Source organism: Pseudomonas mohnii, assembly GCF_900105115.1.
Taxonomy (GTDB): domain Bacteria; phylum Pseudomonadota; class Gammaproteobacteria; order Pseudomonadales; family Pseudomonadaceae; genus Aquipseudomonas; species Aquipseudomonas mohnii.
On record NZ_FNRV01000001.1, the window covers coordinates 2,341,251 to 2,364,536 of the forward strand.

Below are 23,286 nucleotides of genomic sequence, written 5' to 3' on the forward strand. Positions count from 1 at the left end.
TTTAATAGGTGCTTGCTCGCGATATTTAAATGTCCATAATGGACAAATTAGTTTATCCCGATACCCGGAGCCACCATGACCAACAGCCCCCATGTGATCACCCAACCGCAGGCCCGTGAGTGGCTGGCCCAGGTCGACGTACCGCAGATCATGCGCAACCTGTTCCGCGACCTCGCCGCCGGCCAGGCGGTGCAACCGGCGCAGCAACTGGTGGAGTTTCCCCAGGGTGCCGGCGACTTCATCAACTATCTGGGTGTGCTGGCCAAAGAAGGCGTGTACGGGGTCAAGACGTCGCCGTACATCGTGCGCGAACAAGGCCCGCTGGTGACCGCCTGGACCTTACTGATGTCGATGCAGACCGGTCAGCCGCTACTGTTGTGCGATGCGGGCGAACTGACCACGGCGCGCACCGCCGCGACGACCGCCGTGGCGGTCGATGCACTTGCACCACTCAAAGCGACTCGCCTGGCAATCATCGGCAGCGGCAAGGTCGCCCAGGCGCATTTGCGCTACGTGAAGAACCTGCGCGACTGGCAGAGCATCAGCCTGTACTCGCCAAACCTGAGCGACGACGTTGAAACCGTGGCCCTGCTGAAAAGCATCGAGCCACGCCTGACCGTCGTCGACAGCCGCGAAGCCGCTGTCGACGACGCGGAGGTGATCATGCTCTGCACCTCATCCGCCGGCCCGGTGATCGACCCGTCCAGCCTGCGCAAACCGGCGTTGATCACCTCCATCAGCACCAACGCCCCACGCGCCCACGAAGTGCCGCCGCAAAGCCTCAATGACATGCAGGTCTTCTGTGACTATCGTCTGACCACCCCCGGCTCGGCCGGTGAGATGCTGATTGCCGGCGAACAACATGGCTGGAATAACGATGCGATTGTCGGCGACCTGGCGGATCTGCTGAGCGAGAAGGTGCAGCGCCCTGACTACCATCGCCATGTGTTCTTCCGCTCGATCGGCCTGGGCCTGGAAGACATCGCGCTGGCCAATGCCATCTACCGCCTACAACCCTAACACCCCACCCTGTGGGAGCTGGCATGCCAGCGATGCAGACGCCACGGTCCATCATTTACACTGCGGCGATGCGATCGCCAGCAAGCCGGCGCCTACAGGGATGACCGATAACAGGAGACGTTCATGAGCCACGCAGATTTCATCATCATCGGCGGCGGGATTGCCGGCGCTTCCACCGGTTTCTGGCTGTCGCAGCACGGGCGCGTGGTCGTGCTCGAACGCGAATCCCATCCGGCCTATCACTCCACCGGACGCTCGGCGGCGCTGTACAGCGCCGCTTATGGCACACCGCAGGTTCGCGCGTTGACCCAGGCCAGCCGCGCGTTTTTCGACACGCCACCGACCGGCTTCTGCGAGCACCCGTTGCTCACCCCGCGCGGCGAAATGACCGTGGACTTCACCGGTGACCCGGCCGAACTGAACAATCAATACCTGAGCGCCAAGGCCACGGTGCCCGAGATGCAATTGCTCAGCGCGGAAGAGGCCTGCGCCCGACTGCCGATCCTGCGCCAGGAAAAAGTCCACGGCGCGATCTACGACCCGACCGCCAGCGACATCGACACCGACGCGCTGCACCAGGGCTATCTGCGCGGAATCCGCCGCCACAAAGGCGAAGTCCATACAGACTGCGAAGTACTGGGCCTGAGCCGCGATGCCGAAGGCGTGTGGCAGGTACAGACCCACGCCGGCACCTTCAGCGCGCCGGTCATCATCAACGCCGCTGGCGCCTGGGCCGACAAGATCGGTGAACTGGCCGGCGCCAAACCCCTGGGCCTGCAACCCAAGCGGCGTGCGGCCTTCATTTTCGCCGGCCCCGAGGGCGTGGACATTCATCACTGGCCCATGCTGGTCAGCCTCGACGAATCCTTCTACATGAAACCCGATGCCGGGATGTTCCTCGGCTCACCGGCCAACGCCGATCCGGTAGAACCGCACGATGTGCAGCCTGAAGAGCTGGACATCGCCATGGGTATTTATCAGATCGAAGAAGCCACGACCCTGACCATCCGCCGTCCGACCCGCACTTGGGCCGGCCTGCGCAGCTTCGTCAGTGACGGCGACCTGTTGTCCGGTTTCGATCCACAGGTGCCGGGCCTGTTCTGGGTGGCGGCACAAGGCGGCTATGGCATCCAGACCTCGCCCGCCATGGGCCAGGCCAGCGCCGCCCTGGTGCGCGGTGAGGCCCTGCCCGAGCCACTCACGCGCTTCGGCCTGAACGCCGCCATGCTCTCCCCTGCCCGCCTGGGCTGATCCTCACCCTCAGGTGACGCGCCGACACGATTGCGGCACACTTTCAGAGCCCCGTTTTTCGGGGCGCTGAAGCTGCCCGGAGCCCCATGTGATGAACGCCCCCGAAAAAGACCCGGCCCTGAACGACGCCGCCCTGGATAACTTCCGGGCGATTGCCGACGCCATCGCCACGTTGTTCTTTCCCCACGCCGAAGTGGTGCTGCACGACTTGCGCACGCAGAAGGTCGACTACATCGCCAACAACCTGTCGAAAAGGGAGATAGGCGACGACTCGGCGCTCGAAGACATGCTCAGCGACGATGTCAGCGAACGAAATATCGGACCGTATGAAAAGCTCAACTGGGATGGTCAGAAAATTCGCAGCTTGAGCACCGTCCTGCGCGACCGCGACGGACATCCTATGGCGGTGCTGTGCATCAATCTGAATATTTCGCTGTTTGAAAACGCCAAGGCGGCGCTGGACCTGTTTCTGTCGCCGAACAAACTGATTCCGCAACCGGACTCACTGTTCCGCGATGACTGGCAGGAGCGCATCAACACCTTCCTGCACAATTGGCTGCGCGAGCGGCAACTGAGCCTGAACCTGCTGACCCGCGACCACAAACGCGAGCTGGTGCTGGCACTGCACGCCGAAGGGGCGTTCAAAGGCAAAAGCGCTTCGAACTATGTGGCCAATGTGCTGAACATGGGACGGGCGACGGTGTACAAGCATTTGAAGGAATTGAAAGCCTAGCGGCTGTGTTGATTGGTCTGGCCCCATCGCCAGCAGGCTGGCTCCTACAGGGGATTTGCGGCGTACACAAAACCTGTGGGAGCTAGCCTGCTGGCGATGGCGGTAGATCAGTCGCCGTAGATGTCGGACTTGAAGTACTTATCGGAAATCTTCTGGTATTCGCCATTGGCGCGAATGCCGTCGATGGCGGTGTTCAGTTCGCTGACCAACTCGGCATTACCCTTGCGCACGGCAATCCCGGCGCCCTCGCCAACGTATTTCGGGTCCTTCAACTCAGGCCCGACAAATGCGTAGCCCTTACCGCGCGGCATCGACAGGAAGTCATTGAGCGGAATGGTGTCGGCAAAAATGGCGTCGAGGCGACCGGCCGCCAGGTCCATGTAGATTTCTTCGTTGTTGCCGTAACGCTTGACGGTGATGCCTTTGGGCTCGAACACCTCGGTGGCATAACGGTCCGTGGTGGTGGCACGCTGCACGCCGACCGTCTTGCCTTTGAGGCTGGCGTACTGGTCATCCACCACCGCGCCTTCCTTCATCACCAGGCGCGATGAAGTGAAGTAGTACTTGTGGGTGAAATCCACCGACTTCTTGCGGTCGTCGTTGATGGTCATGGACGACAGCGCCATGTCGATCTTCTTCACTTTCAGGGAAGGAATCAGACCATCGAACTCACCTTCAACCCACACACACTTGACCTTCATCTGGGCGCACAGAGCATTCCCGATGTCGTAGTCGAAACCGACGATTTCGCCTTGATCGGTTTTGGAAGCGAACGGCGGGTAAGCGGCCTCGATACCGATGCGCAAGGTTTTCTCGGCGGCAAACACGCTACTGCACGCCAACAGGCTCAGGGCCAGACCGGTGATGAGGGGAAACTTCTTCATGTTCGTTCTCTCGCGGGTTGTTGTTGGTTTGGCAAGACAGAAGAAAGAGCTGAAACAGGGAATGCCTTTTTTGTACTTATAATTCCATACTGGACTTTTACGTATTATCCGTCAATCAGACAAATGCAGCCCGTATCGGCCGGTGGTCGGGAGGGGAGTCAATAAAAGTGTTGGTGGTGCGGATGACCCCATCGCGAGCAGGCTCGCTCCCACAGTGGGTCTGTGTTTGCAGTTGCAATGTCGGAGCGAGCCTGCTCGCGATGGCTTACTTGGAAACGCCGCAGAACTTACTGCTTCCAGCGATCCGCCGCCGCATGATCGCTGTCGCGCCCTTCGACCCAACGCGGGCCGTCGCTGGTGTTTTCTTTCTTCCAGAACGGTGCGCGGGTTTTCAGGTAGTCCATGACAAAGGCACAGGCGTCGAACGCGGCCTGACGGTGCGCACTGGCGGCGCCGACAAAAACGATGGGCTCGCCCGGCTCCAGCGCGCCAATGCGATGCAGCACGTCCAGCTTGAGCAGCGGCCAGCGCTGCTCGGCCTCGCGGGCAATCTTGGCGAGGGCTTTTTCGGTCATGCCCGGATAGTGCTCGAGGAACATTCCGGCCACGTCGAGCCCGTCATTGAAGTCGCGCACGTAGCCGACAAAACTCACCACCGCGCCGACGCCGACATTGGCATCGTGCATGGCGTTGACCTCGGCTCCCGGATCGAACGCCGTGGACTGCACGCGAATCGCCATGGATCAGCCCCCGGTCACGGTCGGAAAAAACGCCACTTCGTCGCCCTCGCTCACCGGCTCGTCGAGCTGGCAGAGGTCTTCGTTGCGCGCGCACATCAGGTTCTGCTCGCTCAGCACCTCGGCGCCGTCGCGCTGCGCCAGCCATGCCCGCACGTCGTCGACAGTGGCGAAATCGCCCTGGACCTTGATCGCGTCCACGCCAATCGCCTCGCGATAACGGGCAAAAAATTTCACTGTGATGTTCATGGCTGATCCGCCTGGAAATGCCCGCTCTTGCCGCCGACCTTTTCCAGCAGACGCACGCTTTCGATGGTCATGCCGCGATCGACGGCCTTGCACATGTCGTAGATGGTCAACGCTGCCACACTGGCGGCGGTCAGGGCTTCCATCTCGACACCGGTCTGCCCGGACAGTTTGCAACGCGCCACGATACGTACAATGTCCTCGCCCTCGGCACTGAGCTCGACTTTCACGCCGGTCAGCATCAGCGGGTGGCACAGAGGAATCAGGTCACTGGTTTTCTTCGCTGCTTGAATGCCGGCAATGCGCGCCACGGCGAAGACATCACCCTTGGGGTGACCGCCGCTGACGATCATCTGCAGGGTTTCGGGCAGCATGCGCACCAGCGCTTGGGCCGTCGCCTCACGGAACGTCACGGCTTTTTCGGTGACGTCGACCATGTTGGCGCGACCTTGGGAATCGAGATGAGTCAGCACGAGGCCTCCTTGAGGCAGCTGCAAGCGGCAAGCTACAAGCGGCAAGTGAAAAGCGCAGTCCGGTTGTAGGTTCGGGAAGGGAGTATTTAAGCAGCGGAACGCCGCAAGCTACAAGCGGCAAGTGAAGTTCACTTGGTTCGCTTGAAACTTGCGGCTTGCAGCTTAAAGCTTGCAGCTAGAGGTGAGACTCTGCGTATTCGGCCAGGATCGAACGTGGCACTCCTTGCAGGGTGATGTGCACCCCGTTCGGGAAGTCCTTGAAGCGTTCCGTCAGGTAGGTCAGCCCGGAGCTGGTCGCGGACAGGTAGGGGGTGTCGATCTGCGCCAGGTTACCCAGGCACACCACTTTGGAACCGGCGCCGGCACGGGTGATGATGGTTTTCATCTGGTGCGGCGTGAGGTTCTGGCACTCGTCGATCAGGATCAGACTCTGCTGGAAGCTGCGGCCCCGGATGTAGTTGAGGGATTTGAACTGCAACGGCACTTTGCTGAGGATGTAATCGACGCTGCCATGGGTGTTTTCGTCATCCATGTGCAAGGCTTCGAGGTTGTCGGTGATGGCGCCCAGCCATGGCTCCATTTTTTCCGCTTCGGTACCGGGCAGGAAGCCGATCTCCTGGTCCAGGCCCTGCACGCTACGGGTGGCAATGATCCGCCGGTAGCGCTTGCTGACCATGGTCTGCTCGATCGCCGCCGCCAGTGCCAGGATGGTTTTACCGGAGCCGGCCGCACCGGACAGGTTGACCAGGTGGATGTCCGGATCCAGCAAGGCGTAGAGTGCCAGGCTCTGATAGATGTCCCGTGGCTTCAGGCCCCAGGCTTCCTGGTGCAGCAGGGGTTCCTGGTGCAGGTCCAGAATCAGCAGCTTGTCTTCTTCGATCTCCTTGATCCAGCCGACAAAGCCCTGCTCATCGATGATGAACTCGTTGATGTGCACGGCCGGCAAGTTGTCGATCAGTTGCACCTGATGCCAGGTGCGGCCATGGTCCTGACGGGTTTCGACCTTGCTCACACGGTCCCAGAAGGAACCGGTCATGTTGTGATAACCATTGGGCAGCAGCGATACGTCGTCAACCAGTTGGTCGGTGCTGTAGTCCTCGGCCGCGATCCCGCACGCGCGGGCCTTGAGGCGCATGTTGATGTCTTTGGTGACCAGCACCACGGGCAGTTTCGGATCGCGCGCGTGCAGGTCGATCAGTTGGTTGATGATTTTGTTGTCGTTCAGATGCTCGGGCAGAATCAGGTTCGGCTCGGCACGCTTGCTCATCAGAATTGACAGCAAGCCCTTCGGCCCGCTCTTGCCCCGCTGGATTGGCACACCCTGTTCAACGTCCTCGGGGGAGGCATCGCCCAGGGTCTTGTCGATCAGGCGAATGGCCTGGCGGCATTCGGCCGCGACGCTGTGATGCCCGCTCTTGAGCTTGTCGAGCTCTTCCAGCACGGTCATCGGGATGGCGACGTGGTGTTCTTCGAAATTGAGGAGCGCGTTTGGATCGTGAATCAATACATTGGTATCGAGTACATAAAGGATTGGCTGGTTGGAAGAAGAGCTACGTCCGTGATCATCCATACTCGGTCACCTTTGTGGGAGCCAGTCGACGCAATACCTTGGCGGTGCCGCGCCTCGAAGTGGCCGCCGAATCTCACCTGCGGAGATCCAAGTGACTGCAAACAAACGGGTCTTGGAAGACGCCACCTGTGTTGCAGGTTTCGGCGGTCTGTCTTCGTAATACTCCAAAACACATGACAGAAAAAAGCACTTTGACGTTTTTTTGAAGTTTATTTTTCAGAATGACCAATAGCACTTGGCGGACTGCCATCACCCCGTTAAAGTCGGAAGTCCGCCTGCATCGAAATCCTTCCCAAAATCGCCCTTCGCCCAATGTTTACGGGCTTTCGCCCTTCCCGGCGAAACACGCTCCGGCTTTTCACTGGAACCCGTTCTGGCAGTCTTCCCAACCGATTCCGCTTTGCGCCGTTTGCGTAATCAGCCAGGGCATCGCCGTTTTCACCCCATCCTGTTTCACATTGAAATTGATCACGCCATGACGCCACAGCAGCATCAGGGTCAGCACCCGTTGCGCGCTCTGGCTGGCTTTGAGCTTACCGGCGCCGTCCTGGGCATCGATGTCCCATAACGCCACCCGCAACCCCTGAGACTTGAAGAAGCCTTGCGCGTCGGAACGGCGCTGGCCATCGGGCGGGCGAAACAGCGGCACGTAGTTCTCCGGCAGTTTGCTTTTGACCAGCTCGGCGCTGCGCCGCACCGAATCCTGCCAGTCCTGCCAATGGCTGTGGGAGCGGAATTCCCAACCCTGTACGCCGACACACTGCATCGAGTAGGTCGATTGCAGGCTCGCCACCGAACGCTCGGCCAGACGCGTCTGGATATCCTTGCCAAGGACGAAGAACGTGCCGCTCATGTTCGACTTGCGCAGGTACTCGGTGACCCAGTCCGTGTTGTCCGGCATGGCATTGGCGGCACTGTCGAAGGTGAGCAGAAACAGCCGGTCGTGCATCTCGTCGCCATTGCGCTCAAAGTCGCCGAAACGATCGACTTCGCTACTGGTTTGCGGAAACAGCGCGGCCTTGCGCAATTGCTCGTCCAGGTACTGGGCATGAAACAGGCGACTCGGTTCGGCCCACTTGATGTAGTAGCTGTCCTCGCTGATCTGGAACTTGGCGGCTTGCTCGCGCAGGGTGGGCATGTCCTCGACCAGGAAACAGAAAGACGCATCCTGGTCGCAGCTCTGCTGGGCGAAGTTGTAGCTGCTCAACAGACGCAGCCACAGGCGCTGGCGAACATGGTTGACCGACGCCATGTTGATCGTGCGCAAGCCCAGATGCTGGGCCAGTGCCGGTTCGTCCATCGCTTCGCTGGCCAGCAGCACACGGGCAAACATCAGGATTTCGGCGCGCGAGGCGACGTCGAACAGCGTCGGGTTGCCGAGTTGTTCAGGCCAGGTGCTGCGATCAAGGGTCGCCACATCACCCGGCGCCGCCATGGCCCCGAAGCTCAAGAGCCAGGCCGAAAAAAGAAAAACGATGCGCAATGGGATGTCTCCATAACAAAACCCGCGCGGCACTATAGCCGATCCAGTCCCAACTCCCGCAGCAGGCTCGCACACAGGGCCTTGTGCAACCCCACCGATCATCACCTATGGCCTTGATAGCTGGAGTCAACCAGGACAACCCCCTAGAATCGCCCCCACGATTAAAGGAGACGACTTCATGCTGATGGTGATTTCACCCGCCAAGACCCTCGATTACGAAACACCGCCGGCGACCCAGCGCTTTACCCAGCCGCAATACCTGGACCATTCCCAGGAACTGATCCTGCAATTGCGCGAACTGACACCGGCGCAGATCAGCGAGTTGATGCATGTCTCCGACAAGATCGGCGGGCTCAACGCCGCGCGTTTCGGCAGCTGGACGCCCGCGTTCACCCCTGAAAACGCCAAACAGGCCTTGCTGGCCTTCAAGGGCGACGTTTATACCGGCCTCAATGCACAAACCTTCAGCGAAGCCGATTTCGATTACGCCCAGCAACACTTGCGCATGCTTTCCGGCCTGTATGGCTTGCTGCGCCCGCTGGACCTGATGCAACCGTACCGCCTGGAAATGGGTACCAAGCTGGCCAATGCCCGTGGCAAGGATCTGTATGCGTTCTGGGGCACGCGGATCAGCGAATGGTTGAACGAAGCCCTGGCCGACCAGGGTGATGACGTGCTGCTGAACCTGGCCTCCAACGAGTACTTCTCGGCGGTCAAACGCAACGCCCTGAAGGCGCGCATTATCAACACCGAGTTCAAGGACCTGAAGAACGGTCAGTACAAAATCATCAGCTTCTATGCGAAAAAGGCCCGCGGCATGATGAGTCGCTTCGTGATCGAAGAACGCATCAACGACCCGGCCGCCCTCAAACAGTTCGACGTGCAGGGCTATCGCTACAGCGCCGAGCAGTCTAAACCGGACAATCTGGTGTTCCTGCGCGATCACGCTCCAGACTGAAACGCCGGGGTGGCGCATGACGCTCAGATCCGTCATGCGCCCCCATTGAGCCCCCACAATTCTCCCGCCACATTCGCCATTTTAATGGCGCCAAAAATACATCGCGCCGATTTATAACTTTAGTTTCACTCGACTTTGATGATTTTTTTCAGTAGTGGCACTGAAATTTTTTATCGGTAGTGGCAAAAAACTATCCCCCCCAATAAATCGCCTATATATAAAGGGCGAAACGGCAAGTGCTATCAATATGAAAGCAGTGCCATCTTTCTCAATATTTCAAGAAATTTCAGAATTCATGATCAGCGGGTCGGAACTATGTCCGAATGCACCGCTCATACCACCGGTAACGATTCTCACAATGCTTGTACGAGATAACTTACGCAGAACAGAGATCCATGTAGCAAAGTTGCCACATCAACTTGTGCTGAATAATCCCTGATTTGGGCAATACACAACGGACAGGAGATAACGTTTTATGACTATCCCCTACAAGGCCATGGCAGCGCCCCTATAAGCGTGCTCAATGGAGCACCCAAGCGCTTGATTTACGGGCTCATGGCCTGGTATCGAGCGCGCAAGACGATTGCACGGACATCCTCTGAATAGTGGATTGGCTGCATAACAGGGCACGTCATAACAATAAGGCCCGATTGCGCACATCTTGAGTGCACTTATTTAGACACTCGTCATTCATATGCCAGAACACGGCATTGTTGCGCCTGTAAGCCGCACTTGCGAATGCACTATGACCGCTGAAACACCCTTAACTCCAGCCATCTAATGGCTTGATGAATACAGGCTTGATAATAGAGAGGTAATTGCGATGCGCATCAGCATATTTGGTTTGGGTTATGTCGGCGCAGTCTGTGCCGGATGCCTGTCTGCACGGGGCCATGACGTTGTCGGCGTCGATGTTGCCAAGGACAAGATCGATATGATCAATGCCGGTAAATCGCCGATCGTTGAACCGGGCCTGGGCGAACTTCTGGCGCAAGGTATCCAGACGGGTCGTCTGCGTGGCACGACCAACTTCGCCGAGGCGATTCGTGACACCGACCTGTCGATGATCTGCGTCGGCACGCCGAGCAAGAAGAACGGCGATCTGGAACTGAACTACATCGAAGCGGTGTGCCGCGAAATCGGTTTTGTCCTGCGCGACAAGAGCACCCGCCACACCATCGTGGTCCGCAGCACCGTGCTGCCAGGCACCGTGGCCAACGTGGTCATCCCGATTCTCGAAGATTGCTCCGGCAAGAAGGCCGGTGTCGATTTCGGTGTCGCCGTGAACCCTGAGTTCCTGCGCGAAAGCACCGCCATCGCCGACTACGACCAGCCGCCAATGACCGTCATCGGCGAATTCGACAAGGCCTCGGGCGACGTTCTGCAATCGCTGTACGAAGAGCTCGACGCGCCGATCATCCGCAAGGACATCGCCGTCGCCGAGATGATCAAGTACACCTGCAACGTCTGGCACGCCACCAAGGTGACCTTCGCCAACGAGATCGGCAACATCGCCAAGGCCGTCGGCGTCGACGGCCGCGAAGTGATGGACGTGGTCTGCCAGGACAAGACCCTGAACCTGTCCCAGTACTACATGCGCCCGGGCTTTGCGTTCGGCGGCTCCTGCCTGCCCAAGGACGTTCGCGCCCTGACCTACCGCGCCAGCTCGCTGGATGTGGAAGCGCCGCTGCTCAACTCGTTGATGCGCAGTAACGAATCCCAGGTGCAAAACGCCTTCGACATCGTTGAAAGCCACGACAAACGCAAAGTCGCCCTGCTGGGACTGAGCTTCAAGGCCGGCACCGACGACCTGCGCGAGAGTCCGCTGGTGGACCTGGCGGAAATGCTGATCGGCAAAGGTTTCGACCTGAAGATCTACGACAGCAACGTCGAATACGCCCGTGTCCATGGCGCGAACAAGGACTACATCGAGTCGAAGATCCCCCACGTCTCGTCCTTGCTCAACGCCGACTTCGACGACGTGATCAACAACTCCGACGTGATCATCCTCGGCAACCGCGACGAGAAATTCCGCGCCCTGGTGCAGAACGTTCCTCACGGCAAGCAGGTGATCGACCTGGTCGGCTTCATGTCCAAGGCCACCAGCGTCAGCGGCCGCACCGAAGGGATCTGCTGGTAAAGCAGCAATAAGCGACAAGCTTCTAGCGGCAAGTTAAGCGCTCCTCACTTGCTGCTTGAGGCTTGAAGCTTTCAACTGACTTTAGGATTCCGATTATGCACAGGCTAAAGCACGGCCTACTCCAGGCCGCCGGTTGGCTGTTTTATCTGAGTTTATTGATGGGCATCGCCATGGCGTTGCCTGTGTCCACGTTCGACTCCGAGTCGAAGGACTTCATTTTCCTGATCGGTATCGTCGGCATCTGGCGCTACTCGATGGGGGCCACGCACTTTCTGCGCGGCATGCTGTTTCTGTACGTGGTCTACCCGCACCTGCGGCGCAAAGTGCGCAAGCTGGGTAAAGCGGCAGACCCGTCCCATGTATTTCTGATGGTCACCAGTTTCCGCATCGACGCCCTGACCACCGCGCAGGTCTACAGCTCGGTGATTCGTGAAGCCATCGACTGCGGCCTGCCGACCACCGTGGTTTGCTCCATCGTGGAAATGTCCGATGAGCTGCTGGTAAAAAGCCTGTGGAACCGGATGAATCCACCGGCCCGGGTCAAGCTCGATTTCGTGCGCATTCCCGGCACCGGCAAGCGTGATGGCCTGGCCTACGGCTTCCGCGCCATCTCCCGTCACCTTCCGGATGACCGCGCCGTGGTCGCCGTGATCGATGGCGACACCGTGCTCGCCGAGGGCGTGGTGCTCAAGACCGTGCCGTGGTTCCAGCTGTTCGGCAACGTTGGCGGCCTGACCACCAATGAGTTCTGCGAAGTGCGCGGCGGCTACATCATGAGCGAATGGCACAAGCTGCGCTTCGCCCAGCGTCACATCAACATGTGCTCGATGGCCCTGTCCAAGCGCGTGCTGACCATGACCGGCCGCATGTCGGTGTTCCGCGCCAGCGTCGTGACCAACCCGGACTTCATCGCCGACGTGGAAAGCGACTCGCTGCAACACTGGCGCCTGGGTCGTTTCAAGTTCCTCACCGGGGACGACAAGTCGAGCTGGTTCAGCCTGATGCGCCTGGGCTACGACACCTTCTACGTGCCGGACGCCGCGATCCACACCGTGGAGCACCCGCCCGAGAAGAGCTTCATCAAGGCCAGCCGCAAGCTGATGTTCCGCTGGTACGGCAACAACCTGCGGCAGAACTCGCGTGCCCTGGGCCTGGGGGTCAAGCGCCTCGGTCTCTTCACGTCGGTGGTGCTGTTCGATCAGCGCGTGTCGATGTGGACCTCCCTGCTGGGCTTGACCGTGGCGATCATCGCCAGCTTCAAGTACGGCACCGCGTTCATCCTGGTTTACCTGCTGTGGATCGGTATCACCCGCCTGATCCTGACCCTGCTGCTGTCCTGCTCCGGTCACCGGATCGGCCCGGCGTACCCGGCGATTCTCTATTACAACCAGATCGTCGGCGCGCTGGTGAAGATCTACGTGTTCTTCCGCCTCGACCAACAGTCCTGGACTCGCCAGCCCACTTCTCTGACCCGTGATCTCGCCAGCTTTCAACGTTGGTTCAACACCTGGTCGTCTCGGACCATGACCTTCTCCGCCGGCAGCATTTTCGTCGCCGTGCTGCTGATGATGGTCTGACCGCCCCCTTATTGAATTAACCAGGAAATCGCCCCTATGAATACCGCCGTCAACGCCAACGTAGTGCATGAATCCGAAGCCCAGCGCCAACACGCCCGAGTGAAAATCCCGGCCAAGCTGCGCTTCTTCGGGCCCGACCGCACGCCGGTCGAAGCACGCGTGCTCGACCTCTCCGCCGGTGGCCTGGCCTTCAATGCCGGCCAGTTGCCGCTGAAGATCGGCGACGTGTACAAGGCGCGCCTGCAATTCGTGATCGACAACCTCGGCCTGGCCATGGACGTCGAGTTGCAGGTTCGCTCCTTCGATCGCCAGAGCGGTCGCGCCGGTTGCCAGTTCCAGAACCTGGAACAACAAGACATCTCGACCCTGCGTCACCTGATCACCTCGCACCTGGCCGGCGACATCGTCAGCATCGGCGAAGTGCTGGCGACGCTGCAGCGTGACAACTTCACCAAGGCCCGCAAAGTCAAGGACGGCGGCCATGGCATGACCGCGTTCGGACGCATGAAAGCCGTGACCTTCAGCCTGGGGATCTTCGTGGTTGGCCTGGCAGCGTTCGGGTTCATTTTCAAATCGGTGTATGGCATGTACTTCGTCAGCCACGCCCAGGCCGGCCTGGTCAGCGTGCCGGGTGTGAGCATCACCATGCCCCGCGACGGTACTGTGCAGAGTCTGTTGAAACCCGATGGCGTGGCCGCCAAAGGCGCGCCGCTGGCGACCTTCAGCACCAGCATGCTCGACGTGCTCAAGGGTCATCTGGAAGACGATCAACTGACACCGGCCAAGGTCGAAGAGCTGTTCGGCAAGCAAATGACCGGCACCCTCACTTCGCCGTGCGATTGCACTGTGGCCCAGCAAATGGTCGCCAACGGTCAGTACGCCAGCAAAGGCGATGTGATCTTCCAACTGGTGCCGCGCAACAGCGAAGCCAACGTTGAAGCGCGCTTCTCCTATCGCCAGTTCAGCGACGTGCTGCCAGGCACTGCGGTGCGCTTCCAGATCGCCGGCGAAGACAAATCCCGCACAGGCAAGATCGTCAGCAGCACCAGCCTGAAAAGCGCCGACCTGTCGTCCGACATTCGCGTTCTGATCCAGCCGGACGAAGCCCTGGACACCACCCTCGCTGGCCGCCCGGTGGAAGTGAGCAGCGACCGTGGCCCGAACCTGAACTGGCTGATCGACAAAGCCATGGCCGCTGGTCTTTAAGCCGAGGACATGCCTGTGACCATTATCAGTCTCCTGAAAACACCACGAACCCTGTGGGAGCTGGCTTGCCAGCGATGGGATCAACCCGGTTTTCCTGAAACACCGAGTCGGTCGAGCGCGACCCCGGCTGATCGCTGGCAAGCCAGCTCCCACACGGGATTGATGGTGTGCTCGCTGGCACTGGCCGTCAGCCTCGCCGGTTGCGCCGGCCTGCCCGACCAGCGCCTGGCCAACGAAGCGCTCAAGCGTGGCGATACCGCCACCGCGGCGGCGAACTACCAGCAACTGGCCGACCTGGGCTACAGCGAGGCTCAAGTCGGCCTGGCTGACATTCAGGTCGACAGCCGTGACCCGGCGCAGATGAAACAGGCCGAGGCAACTTACCGCGCCGCAGCCAGCGTTTCGCCTCGAGCGCAAGCGCGCCTGGGCCGTTTGCTGGTGGCCAAGCCAGGGTCCACCGAAGCCGAGCAACACGAAGCCGAAGGCCTGCTGAAAAAAGCCGCCGCCAATGGCGAAGGCAACACATTGATCCCGCTGGCCATGCTGTACCTGCAATACCCGCACAGCTTCCCGAACATCAATGCCCAGCAGCAGATCAGCCAATGGCGCGCCGAAGGCAAACCGGAAGCGGGTCTGGCGCAGGTGCTGCTCTATCGCACCCAGGGCACTTACGACCAGCACCTGGACGAAGTGGCAACGATTTGCAAAGCCGCGTTGAACACCACCGACATCTGTTACGTCGAGCTGGCCACGGTTTATCAGAAACAGGCCAAGCCCGAGCAACAGGCCGAACTGATCAAGCAGCTGCAAGCCGCTCACGCTCGCGGCACGGTTTCCGCGCAACGGGTCGACAGCGTTGCCCGTGTGCTGGCGGATTCGACCCTCGGCACGCCCGATGAAAAAACCGCGCAGTCGCTGCTCGAGCCCATCGCTCCGGGTTACCCGGCATCGTGGGTCACCCTCGCGCAACTGCTCTACGACTTCCCGGAACTGGGCGACGTCGACCAGATGATGAAGTACCTGGACAACGGTCGCGCCGCCGACCAGCCGCGCGCCGAACTGTTGCTGGGCAAGCTCTACTACGAAGGCAAGATGGTTCCGGTCGACGCCAAGGTCGCCGAAGAACACTTCCAGAAAGCCGTCGGCCGCGAAGTCGCCGCCGATTATTACCTCGGCCAGATCTATCGCCGTGGCTACCTGGGCAAGGTCTATCCGCAAAAGGCCCTCGACCATCTGCTGACCGCGGCCCGCAACGGCCAGAACAGCGCCGACTTCGCCATCGCCCAATTGTTTTCCCAGGGCAAGGGCACCAAGCCTGACCCGCTCAATGCCTATGTCTTCAGCCAATTGGCCAAGGTCCAGAACACCCCGCAAGCCACCGAGCTTGCGCAAACACTCGAAGCCCAACTGCCGCCTGCGCAGATCAAAGAGGCCCAGCGTCTGTTGAAACAGGAACAGGCGACTCGCGGTGCCTTGAGCCAGAACACGCTGCAACTGCACGCCCTGCAAGAAGACGGCGAGGAATCCCTATGAAGTTGAATCCATTCGTCAAGGCCGGTATTGGCCTGACATTCGCGTTGATCTGGTCCTGCCCGACACTGGCGGCGATCACCGAAACCAAGAACTTCGGCCTCGACGTGAAAATCACCGGCCAGTCCGAAGACGACCGTGACCTCGGCACCCAGCCCGGCGGCGACGTCAACGGTGTCGGTCTCGACCTGCGTCCCTGGGTCTATGGCGAAAGCGGCGCCTGGAGCGCCTACGCCATGGGTCAGGCCGTGACGTCCACCGACATCATCGAAACCGACACCCTGCAACAGTCCGAAGGCACCGAGAACACGAGCAACAATGATCGCGTGACCAAGAAAAACTACCTGGCGATGCGCGAGTTCTGGGTCGGCTACAGCGGCTTCACGCCCTACCCCGGCGAGATCCTGAAAGTCGGTCGCCAGCGCCTGCACAATGACGACGGACAATGGCGCGACACCAACATCGAAGCCGTGAACTGGACCTTCGACACCACCCTGCTGCGCGCCAACGCCGGTATCGCCGAACGCTTCAGCGAGTACCGCACCGACTTGAAAGAGCTGGCGCCCAAGGACAAGGATCGCCTGCACGCTTACGCCGAGGCGGAGTACCAGTGGACACCGGGTCAATGGGTCGGCATTCGCGGTCATCACACCCACGACGACGGCAAGCTCGACTATGCGCAACCGGGTGTTCCCAGCGATTCGCTGGACAAAAAACAGAACGGCGACATCAGCTGGATCGGCCTGCAGGCCAACAGCGACGCTTACAACTGGCGCAACACCAACACGGTCAATTACTGGGGCAGCGTCACCGGCATGAGCGGCGACCGCGATACGGTCAACCCGCTGAACGCCGATGGCACCGCGCCCGCGCAAGCCAAGCAAAGCGGCGATGTCAGCGGCTGGGCCACCGATCTGGGTGTGCGTCTGCGCCTCGATCCGCAATGGCAAGTCGGTGCGGCCTATGCCCGGGCCAGCGCCGATTACGAACAGAACGGCCTGGAAAGCAACCGCTCGAACTACACCGGCACACGCTCGCGGGTCCACCGTTTCGGCGAGGCCTTCCGTGGCGAAATGAACAACCTGCAAACCGCCACGCTGTTCGGTTCGTGGATGCTCAACGACGAGTACGACGCCAGCCTGATCTACCACAAGTTCTGGCGTGTCGACGGCAACAAGCCGGTCGGCAGCAACGGCATTGATGCGGTGCAGGACAACACCGACGACGTCACCGGCGCCGTGCTCTCCACCACCTCCCTGCCGCTGAACGATGGCGAGAAAGACATGGGTCAGGAAATGGACCTGGTGGTCACCAAGTACTTCAAGCAAGGCCTGTTACCAGCAGCGCTGAGCCAGAAGATCGACGAGCCATCGGCCCTGGTGCGTTTCCGTGGCGGCGTGTTCAAGCCCGGCGATGCCTACGGCAGCCAGGTGGACTCCTACATGCACCGCGCGTTCATCGACGTGATCTGGCGCTTCTGATGCACACCGCGAAGGGAGTTCCCCAGATGAATCATCAAGCCCGAAAAGGCTCGATCAGCTTGTTGGCCGGCGCTTTGCTGCTGGCCAGTGCGACTGGGTTCGCCAATGCAGAGTCGGCCAGTGTGGAGCCGGCAGCCAAACCGGTCACCATGGCTAAGGAACTGCAACAAGCCAAGACCTACACCGTCAGCAGCGCACCGACCGCGCCGCTGGAACTGGCCACACCGAAATTGCCGGACATCTCCGGCTACACCGCCGAAGCCATCGCCGCGAAAATCGTGCGCAGCAAGGCCGGCAAGATCAGCGTGCGCCGGATGATGCAGGAAGACGCCCTGAAGGACTTCATCGGCGGCGACAACAAGATGGCCGAATGGGTGGTGCGTCAGCACGGCATCCCCCAGGCGATCTTCGTCGACGACGGCTACATGAACCTCAAGGACGTGGCGAAAAAGCTGCCCAAGTACGTCATCGAAACCGCGCCGGGCGTGTTCCTCGCCAAGCTGCCGATCGTGGTCGGTCGCCACGGCATTCTGGAAATCGACAAGCAGACCCGGGAACTGCGCCTGTCCCAGGAGGCCGGTTCGTTCCTGGTCAACGACGGCCAGTTGTTCGTGCGTGATACCAAAATCACCGGCTGGCGCGAGAAGGACAACGGCCCGGCGACGTTCGCTTCGCCGAAGGAATTCCGTCCGTTCCTGCTGTCCTGGGGCGGCACCGAGACCTACATCGCCAACAGCAAGATCGCCAGTTTCGGTTATGCCAACAGTAAGTCCTACGGCGTGAGTATTTCCCAGTACACGCCGAACATGGCCAAGGTGCTCAAGCGCCCTGAACCGACCGGCTGGATCGTCGGCTCCGAGTTCTCGGACATGTGGTACGGCTTCTACTGCTACGAAACCCGCGACTTCGTGGTCAAGGGCAACACCTACAAAGACAACATCGTCTACGGCATCGACCCGCACGACCGTTCCCACGGCCTGATCATCGCCGACAACACGGTGTACGGGACCAAGAAGAAGCACGGGATCATTATTTCCCGTGAGGTCAACGACAGCTTCATCTTCAACAACCGCAGCTACGACAACCACCTCTCGGGGCTGGTGATCGACCGTAACAGCGTGAACAACCTGATCGCCAACAACGAGATCTACCAGAACCACACCGACGGCATCACCCTCTACGAGAGTGCCGACAACCTGTTGTGGGGCAACAAGGTGATCAGCAACCGGCGCCACGGCATCCGCATTCGTAACAGCGTGAACATCCGCCTTTACGAAAACATCGCCGTGGCCAACGGCCTGACCGGTGTCTACGGCCACATCAAGGACCTGACCAACACCGACCGCGACATCAAGCTCGACCCGTTCGACGCCCAGGTGTCGCTGATCGTGGTCGGCGGTGAACTGGCGGCCAATGGCAGCGGGCCGCTGTCCATCGACTCGCCGCTGAGCGTCGAGCTGTACCGCGTGTCCATGCTCGCACCGACCAAATCCAGCGGCATCAGCTTCTCGGGGATTCTCGGCGAGCGCCAGGATGAAATTCTCGACCTGCTGGTGCGCCAGCAGAAAGCCGTGCTGATCGACCCTGTCGAACGCCAGACCGAAATGCAGGACTGAGGATAATTTTATGCACCCACACTTGATCAAATTACTCAGCCTGTCGGGCCTGACACTCGGGATGATGGCGGCCGCCAGCGGTGCCCGTGCCGACGAAGTCAAGGCGCCCGTTTTCACCGCCGAGCCGTGCTGCAGCCTGTGCCCGGCGGCCCACGACGCGAAGAACTACACCACGCGCTATCAGCAGAACTTCACCACGCTGGTCCAGGCCCAGGGCGACTGGTTGTTCCGTACCCAGGAAGACCTGCGCACCGAATTCGACACCACGCCTGCCGGCTACAAACGCATGAAGCAACTGCACGATGCGTTCAAGAGCAAAGGCGTGGAACTGGTGGTTGTCTACCAGCCGACCCGTGGCCTGGTGAACCGCAACAAGTTGAACCCGGCGGAAAAGGCCAGCTTCGATTTCGACAAGGCACTGAAAAACTACAAGACCATGCTCGGCCGTTTCGCCGCCATGGGCTACGTGGTCCCGGACCTGTCGCCGCTGACCAACGAGTCGTTGCCCGACACCCTGCCCGCCCACGACTTCTACTTCCGTGGCGACCAGCACTGGACGCCGTACGGTGCCCAGCGCACGGCAAAAATCGTCGCCGAGAAAATCAAGCAATTGCCCGAGTACGCGGACATTCCCAAGCGTGAGTTCGAGACCCACAAGTCGGGTCGCATGGGCAAGACCGGAACATTGCACAACATGGCGGGTCAACTCTGTGGCACCAGCTACGCGATCCAGTACATGGATCAATTCACCACCGAGCCGAAGGGCGAAGCAGGCGATGGCGATCTGTTCGGCGATTCCGGCAACCCGGAGATCACCCTGGTCGGCACCAGCCACAGCGGCAAGAACTACAACTTCGCCGGTTTCCTCGAAGAGGCCATCGGCGCCGACATTCTCAACGTGGCGTTCCCCGGCGGCGGCCTGGAAGGTTCGATGCTGCAGTACCTGGGCAGCGAAGAATTCCAGAAGAAACCGCCGAAAATTCTCATATGGGAATTCTCGCCGCTCTATCGCCTCGACCAGGAAACCATTTACCGCCAGATGATGGCGCTGCTAGACAACGGTTGCGAAGGCAAGGAAGCACAGATGTCCGGCAGCACCACCCTGAAGCCGGGCAAGAACGAATTGATGGTCAACAGCAAAAACCTGAACCTGCAAAACAGCAGTCACCAGGTCGACATCCGCTTCGCCGACACCTCGGTGAAAACCTTGCAAGCCACCCTCTGGTACATGAACGGGCGCCACGAGGACATCAAGATCGACAAACCGGAAACCTCCGACACTGACGGGCGCTTCGCCTTCGAGTTGCGCACGGACGAAGACTGGGCCTCGCAGAATCTGCTGGCCGTCGAAATCCAGGGTCCTGAAAAAACGGATGCCGCGCCACAAAAAGTCGAAGCGAAAATCTGCAAACGCAACGTATTCCCGAGCGCTGAGCAACGTACCGCTCAGGCCGGGCAATGAGGTCTGCCATGCGAAATCCGAAACTGAAAAGCCTGTTGGCACCCACGCTTTTGAGCCTGGCGATGTTCGCCGGTGCTACTCAGGCTGCGGCGCCATTGCGCCCGCCCCAGGGCTATTTCGCACCGATCGAAAAACTCAAGACCGGCGACAAGGGCGAAGGCTGCGAAGCGATGCCGACGCCGTACACCGGTTCGCTGCAATTTCGCAGCAAGTACGAAGGTTCGGACAAGGCCCGCGCCACGTTGAACGTGCAATCGGAAAAAGCGTTCCGCGACAGCACCGCCGACATCACCAAACTGGAGCGCGGCACCAGCAAACGGGTGATGCAGTTCATGCGTGACGGTCGTCCGGAACAATTGGAATGCACACTCAACTGGCTGACGGCCTGGGCCAAGGCCGATGCGTTGATGTCCAAGGACTTCAACCATACCGGCAAGTCGATGCGCAAATGGGCGCTGGGCAGCATGGCGTCCGCCTACATTCGCCTGAAGTTTTCCGACTCCCATCCGCTGGCCAGCCATCAGCAGGAGTCGCAGCTGATCGAAGCCTGGTTCAGCAAGATGGCCGATCAGGTGGTCAGCGACTGGGACAACCTGCCGCTGGACAAAACCAACAACCACTCGTACTGGGCCGCCTGGTCGGTGATGGCCACCTCCATCGCCACCAACCGCCGCGACCTGTTCGATTGGGCGGTCAAGGAATACAAGGTCGGCGCCAACCAGGTCGACGCCGACGGCTTCCTGCCCAACGAACTCAAGCGCCAGCAACGGGCGCTGGCTTACCACAACTACGCCCTGCCACCGCTGGCGATGATCGCCAGTTTCGCCCAGGTCAACGGTGTGGATTTGCGCCAGGAAAACAACGGCGCGCTCAAACGCCTGGCTGATCGCGTCCTCGCCGGCGTGAAAGACCCGGACGCGTTCGAGAAAAAGAACGGCAAGGAACAGGACATGACCGACTTGAAAGAGGACATGAAATTCGCCTGGCTCGAACCGTTCTGCACCCTCTACACCTGTGCGCCGGACGTGCTGGAGAAAAAGCACGGGATGCAGCCGTTCAAGACCTTCCGCCTCGGCGGCGACCTGACCAGGGTCTATGACCCGGCCAATGAGAAAGGCAAAGGTTCTTAGGCAAACATATAACCCTGTGGGAGCGGGCTTGCCCGCGATAGCGGTGGGTCAGTCGACATCAATGTTGAATGTCAGATTGCAATCGCGGGCAAGCCCGCTCCCACAGGGTCGGTGTCGAGTTTGAGTTTTTGTGTGTTACGCCCCCCGGTTTTTGGTGGGGGGGTTTGGGGGGGCTGCGGCCCTTGACTGTGGTTAAACAAGGAGAGATCGGGATGGTTTTTTCGTCCAACGTGTTCCTGTTTTTGTTCTTGCCGATCTTTCTCGGCTTGTACTACCTGAGCGGGCAACGCTATCGCAACTTGCTGCTGCTGATCGCCAGCTACGTGTTCTACGCCTGGTGGCGGGTGGACTTCCTGGCACTGTTCGCCGCGGTCACCCTGTGGAACTACTGGATCGGCCTGAAAGTCGGCGCCGCCGGCGTGCGGACCCAACCGGCGCAGCGCTGGCTGCTGCTCGGCGTGGCCGTTGACCTGTGCATCCTCGGCTACTTCAAATACGCCAACTTCGGCGTCGACAGCATCAACGCGATGATGTCGTCGGTTGGCCTGGAGCCGTTCATCCTGACCCACGTGCTGTTGCCGATCGGGATCTCGTTCTACATCTTCGAGTCCATCAGCTACATCATCGACGTCTACCGTGGCGACACGCCGGCGACCCGCAACCTGATCGACTTTGCCGCATTCGTGGCGATCTTCCCGCACCTGATTGCCGGCCCCGTGCTGCGCTTCCGTGACCTGGCCGACCAGTTCAACAACCGCACCCACACCCTCGACAAGTTCTCCGAGGGCTGCACGCGGTTCATGCAGGGTTTCATCAAGAAGGTGTTCATCGCCGACACCCTCGCGGTGGTGGCCGACCATTGCTTCGCCCTGCAAAACCCGACCACGGGCGATGCCTGGCTCGGCGCGCTAGCCTACACCGCGCAACTGTATTTCGACTTCTCCGGCTACAGCGACATGGCCATCGGCCTGGGCTTGATGATGGGTTTCCGCTTCATGGAAAACTTCAAGCAGCCTTACGTCAGCCAGTCGATCACCGAGTTCTGGCGGCGCTGGCACATCAGCCTGTCGACCTGGCTGCGCGACTACCTGTACATCACCCTGGGCGGCAACCGAAAAGGCACTTTGATGACCTATCGCAACCTGTTCCTGACCATGCTGCTCGGTGGTCTGTGGCACGGCGCGAACATCACCTACATCGTCTGGGGCGCGTGGCACGGCATGTGGCTGGCGATTGAAAAAGCCATTGGCCTGAACACTTCGCCACGCCGTTTCAACCCGATCCGCTGGGCACTGACTTTCCTGCTGGTGGTGATGGGCTGGGTAATTTTCCGCGCGGAAAACCTGCACGTCGCCGGCCGCATGTACGGCGCGATGTTCAGCTTCGGCGACTGGTCGCTGTCGGAACTCAACCAGGCCAGCCTCACCGGCCTGCAAGTGGCAACGCTGATCGTGGCGTATGTGACCCTGGCGTTCTTCGGCCTGCGCGACTTCTACACCAACCAGCCGCCTGTGAAGACCAAGCCTGCGGTGAACGTCGACAGCGACGGCCCGGCCGCCGCCGAACCGGGACTGATCAAGGCCGCGCCTGGGGATAACCCGGCGAGCATCCATCAGCCCGGCTACACCGTCGGGGTTGAAGCCCAGGTGCAACCGGCCTACTGGACCGCCGACTGGTCGCGCTACGTGATGCGCGCCTTGGTGCTGCTGCTGTTCATCGCCTCGATTCTCAAACTCTCGGCACAAAGCTTCTCGCCGTTCCTTTACTTCCAGTTCTGAGGGATCTGACC

19 protein-coding genes are annotated in these 23,286 nt (G+C 60.2%); 13 read left to right on the plus strand and 6 right to left on the minus strand.

The genetic code is table 11. From position 1 onward, the window contains the following. Positions 1 to 75 precede the first annotated feature (75 nt). The 3 genes from BLV61_RS10965 to BLV61_RS10975 all read left to right on the plus strand — a co-directional run bounded on the left by BLV61_RS10965 (position 76) and on the right by BLV61_RS10975 (position 3,004). Positions 76 to 1,020 carry an ornithine cyclodeaminase family protein gene (locus tag BLV61_RS10965; protein WP_090464872.1) on the plus strand — a complete coding sequence of 315 codons (945 nt, stop codon included), beginning with the start codon at positions 76 to 78 and terminating at the stop codon, positions 1,018 to 1,020. Between the two features lie 123 nt (positions 1,021 to 1,143). After that, on the plus strand, positions 1,144 to 2,271 hold the full coding sequence (locus BLV61_RS10970; protein WP_090464875.1) for an NAD(P)/FAD-dependent oxidoreductase: 1,128 nt from the start codon (positions 1,144 to 1,146) through the stop codon (positions 2,269 to 2,271). A gap of 91 nt (positions 2,272 to 2,362) precedes the next feature. Further along, on the plus strand, positions 2,363 to 3,004 hold the full coding sequence (locus BLV61_RS10975; protein ID WP_047532847.1) for a helix-turn-helix transcriptional regulator: 642 nt from the start codon (positions 2,363 to 2,365) through the stop codon (positions 3,002 to 3,004). Positions 3,005 to 3,111: 107 nt separating this feature from the next. Here BLV61_RS10975 and BLV61_RS10980 read toward each other — a convergent pair whose 3' ends face one another. The 6 genes from BLV61_RS10980 to BLV61_RS11005 all read right to left on the minus strand — a co-directional run bounded on the left by BLV61_RS10980 (position 3,112) and on the right by BLV61_RS11005 (position 8,397). Beyond that, on the minus strand, positions 3,112 to 3,888 hold the full coding sequence (locus BLV61_RS10980) for an ABC transporter substrate-binding protein (protein WP_047532850.1): 777 nt from the start codon (positions 3,886 to 3,888) through the stop codon (positions 3,112 to 3,114). A gap of 287 nt (positions 3,889 to 4,175) precedes the next feature. Then, positions 4,176 to 4,628: a molybdopterin synthase catalytic subunit MoaE gene (moaE, locus tag BLV61_RS10985; protein ID WP_090464879.1), complete on the minus strand. Its 453-nt coding sequence runs from the start codon at positions 4,626 to 4,628 to the stop codon at positions 4,176 to 4,178. A gap of 3 nt (positions 4,629 to 4,631) precedes the next feature. Further along, the gene (gene moaD, locus BLV61_RS10990) at positions 4,632 to 4,874 is read right to left on the minus strand and encodes a molybdopterin converting factor subunit 1 (protein ID WP_090464882.1); all 243 of its coding nucleotides are present in this window, start codon (positions 4,872 to 4,874) and stop codon (positions 4,632 to 4,634) included. Next, on the minus strand, positions 4,871 to 5,344 hold the full coding sequence (gene moaC / locus BLV61_RS10995; RefSeq protein ID WP_090464885.1) for a cyclic pyranopterin monophosphate synthase MoaC: 474 nt from the start codon (positions 5,342 to 5,344) through the stop codon (positions 4,871 to 4,873). The genes moaD and moaC overlap by 4 nt, the downstream gene beginning before the upstream one ends. Positions 5,345 to 5,519: 175 nt before the next feature. Then, complete coding sequence (locus BLV61_RS11000; protein WP_090464888.1) at positions 5,520 to 6,914, minus strand: PhoH family protein; 1,395 nt, start codon at positions 6,912 to 6,914, stop codon at positions 5,520 to 5,522. 358 nt (positions 6,915 to 7,272) lie between these two features. After that, on the minus strand, positions 7,273 to 8,397 hold the full coding sequence (locus BLV61_RS11005) for a polysaccharide deacetylase family protein (protein ID WP_090464891.1): 1,125 nt from the start codon (positions 8,395 to 8,397) through the stop codon (positions 7,273 to 7,275). A gap of 178 nt (positions 8,398 to 8,575) precedes the next feature. Between BLV61_RS11005 and yaaA the strand changes: the two genes are divergently transcribed. The 10 genes from yaaA to BLV61_RS11055 all read left to right on the plus strand — a co-directional run bounded on the left by yaaA (position 8,576) and on the right by BLV61_RS11055 (position 23,275). Next, on the plus strand, positions 8,576 to 9,355 hold the full coding sequence (gene yaaA / locus BLV61_RS11010; RefSeq protein ID WP_047532869.1) for a peroxide stress protein YaaA: 780 nt from the start codon (positions 8,576 to 8,578) through the stop codon (positions 9,353 to 9,355). 823 nt (positions 9,356 to 10,178) lie between these two features. Then, positions 10,179 to 11,495, plus strand: a complete 1,317-nt coding sequence (locus BLV61_RS11015; protein ID WP_047532871.1) for a nucleotide sugar dehydrogenase — start codon at positions 10,179 to 10,181, stop codon at positions 11,493 to 11,495. Positions 11,496 to 11,590: 95 nt separating this feature from the next. Beyond that, positions 11,591 to 13,072, plus strand: coding sequence for a mannuronan synthase (gene alg8, locus BLV61_RS11020; RefSeq protein WP_047532874.1), 1,482 nt, complete (start codon positions 11,591 to 11,593; stop codon positions 13,070 to 13,072). Between the two features lie 36 nt (positions 13,073 to 13,108). Further along, positions 13,109 to 14,278 (plus strand): alginate biosynthesis protein Alg44, encoded by a 1,170-nt coding sequence (locus tag BLV61_RS11025; protein ID WP_047532876.1) that lies wholly within the window; start codon positions 13,109 to 13,111, stop codon positions 14,276 to 14,278. 9 nt (positions 14,279 to 14,287) lie between these two features. Beyond that, positions 14,288 to 15,811, plus strand: a complete 1,524-nt coding sequence (gene algK, locus BLV61_RS11030) for an alginate biosynthesis TPR repeat lipoprotein AlgK (protein ID WP_208604206.1) — start codon at positions 14,288 to 14,290, stop codon at positions 15,809 to 15,811. Then, a complete protein-coding gene (locus tag BLV61_RS11035; RefSeq protein ID WP_090464896.1) occupies positions 15,808 to 17,289 on the plus strand; it encodes an alginate export family protein in 1,482 nt (493 codons plus the stop codon). Before algK ends, BLV61_RS11035 begins: the two co-directional genes overlap by 4 nt. A gap of 26 nt (positions 17,290 to 17,315) precedes the next feature. Next, positions 17,316 to 18,905 carry a mannuronan 5-epimerase AlgG gene (gene algG, locus BLV61_RS11040; RefSeq protein WP_090464901.1) on the plus strand — a complete coding sequence of 530 codons (1,590 nt, stop codon included), beginning with the start codon at positions 17,316 to 17,318 and terminating at the stop codon, positions 18,903 to 18,905. Positions 18,906 to 18,915: 10 nt separating this feature from the next. Further along, the gene (locus BLV61_RS11045) at positions 18,916 to 20,367 is read left to right on the plus strand and encodes an alginate O-acetyltransferase (protein ID WP_090464905.1); all 1,452 of its coding nucleotides are present in this window, start codon (positions 18,916 to 18,918) and stop codon (positions 20,365 to 20,367) included. Between the two features lie 8 nt (positions 20,368 to 20,375). Beyond that, positions 20,376 to 21,497 carry a mannuronate-specific alginate lyase gene (locus BLV61_RS11050; RefSeq protein WP_047532887.1) on the plus strand — a complete coding sequence of 374 codons (1,122 nt, stop codon included), beginning with the start codon at positions 20,376 to 20,378 and terminating at the stop codon, positions 21,495 to 21,497. 212 nt (positions 21,498 to 21,709) lie between these two features. Continuing rightward, positions 21,710 to 23,275 carry an MBOAT family O-acyltransferase gene (locus tag BLV61_RS11055; RefSeq protein WP_090464909.1) on the plus strand — a complete coding sequence of 522 codons (1,566 nt, stop codon included), beginning with the start codon at positions 21,710 to 21,712 and terminating at the stop codon, positions 23,273 to 23,275. Positions 23,276 to 23,286 lie beyond the last annotated feature (11 nt).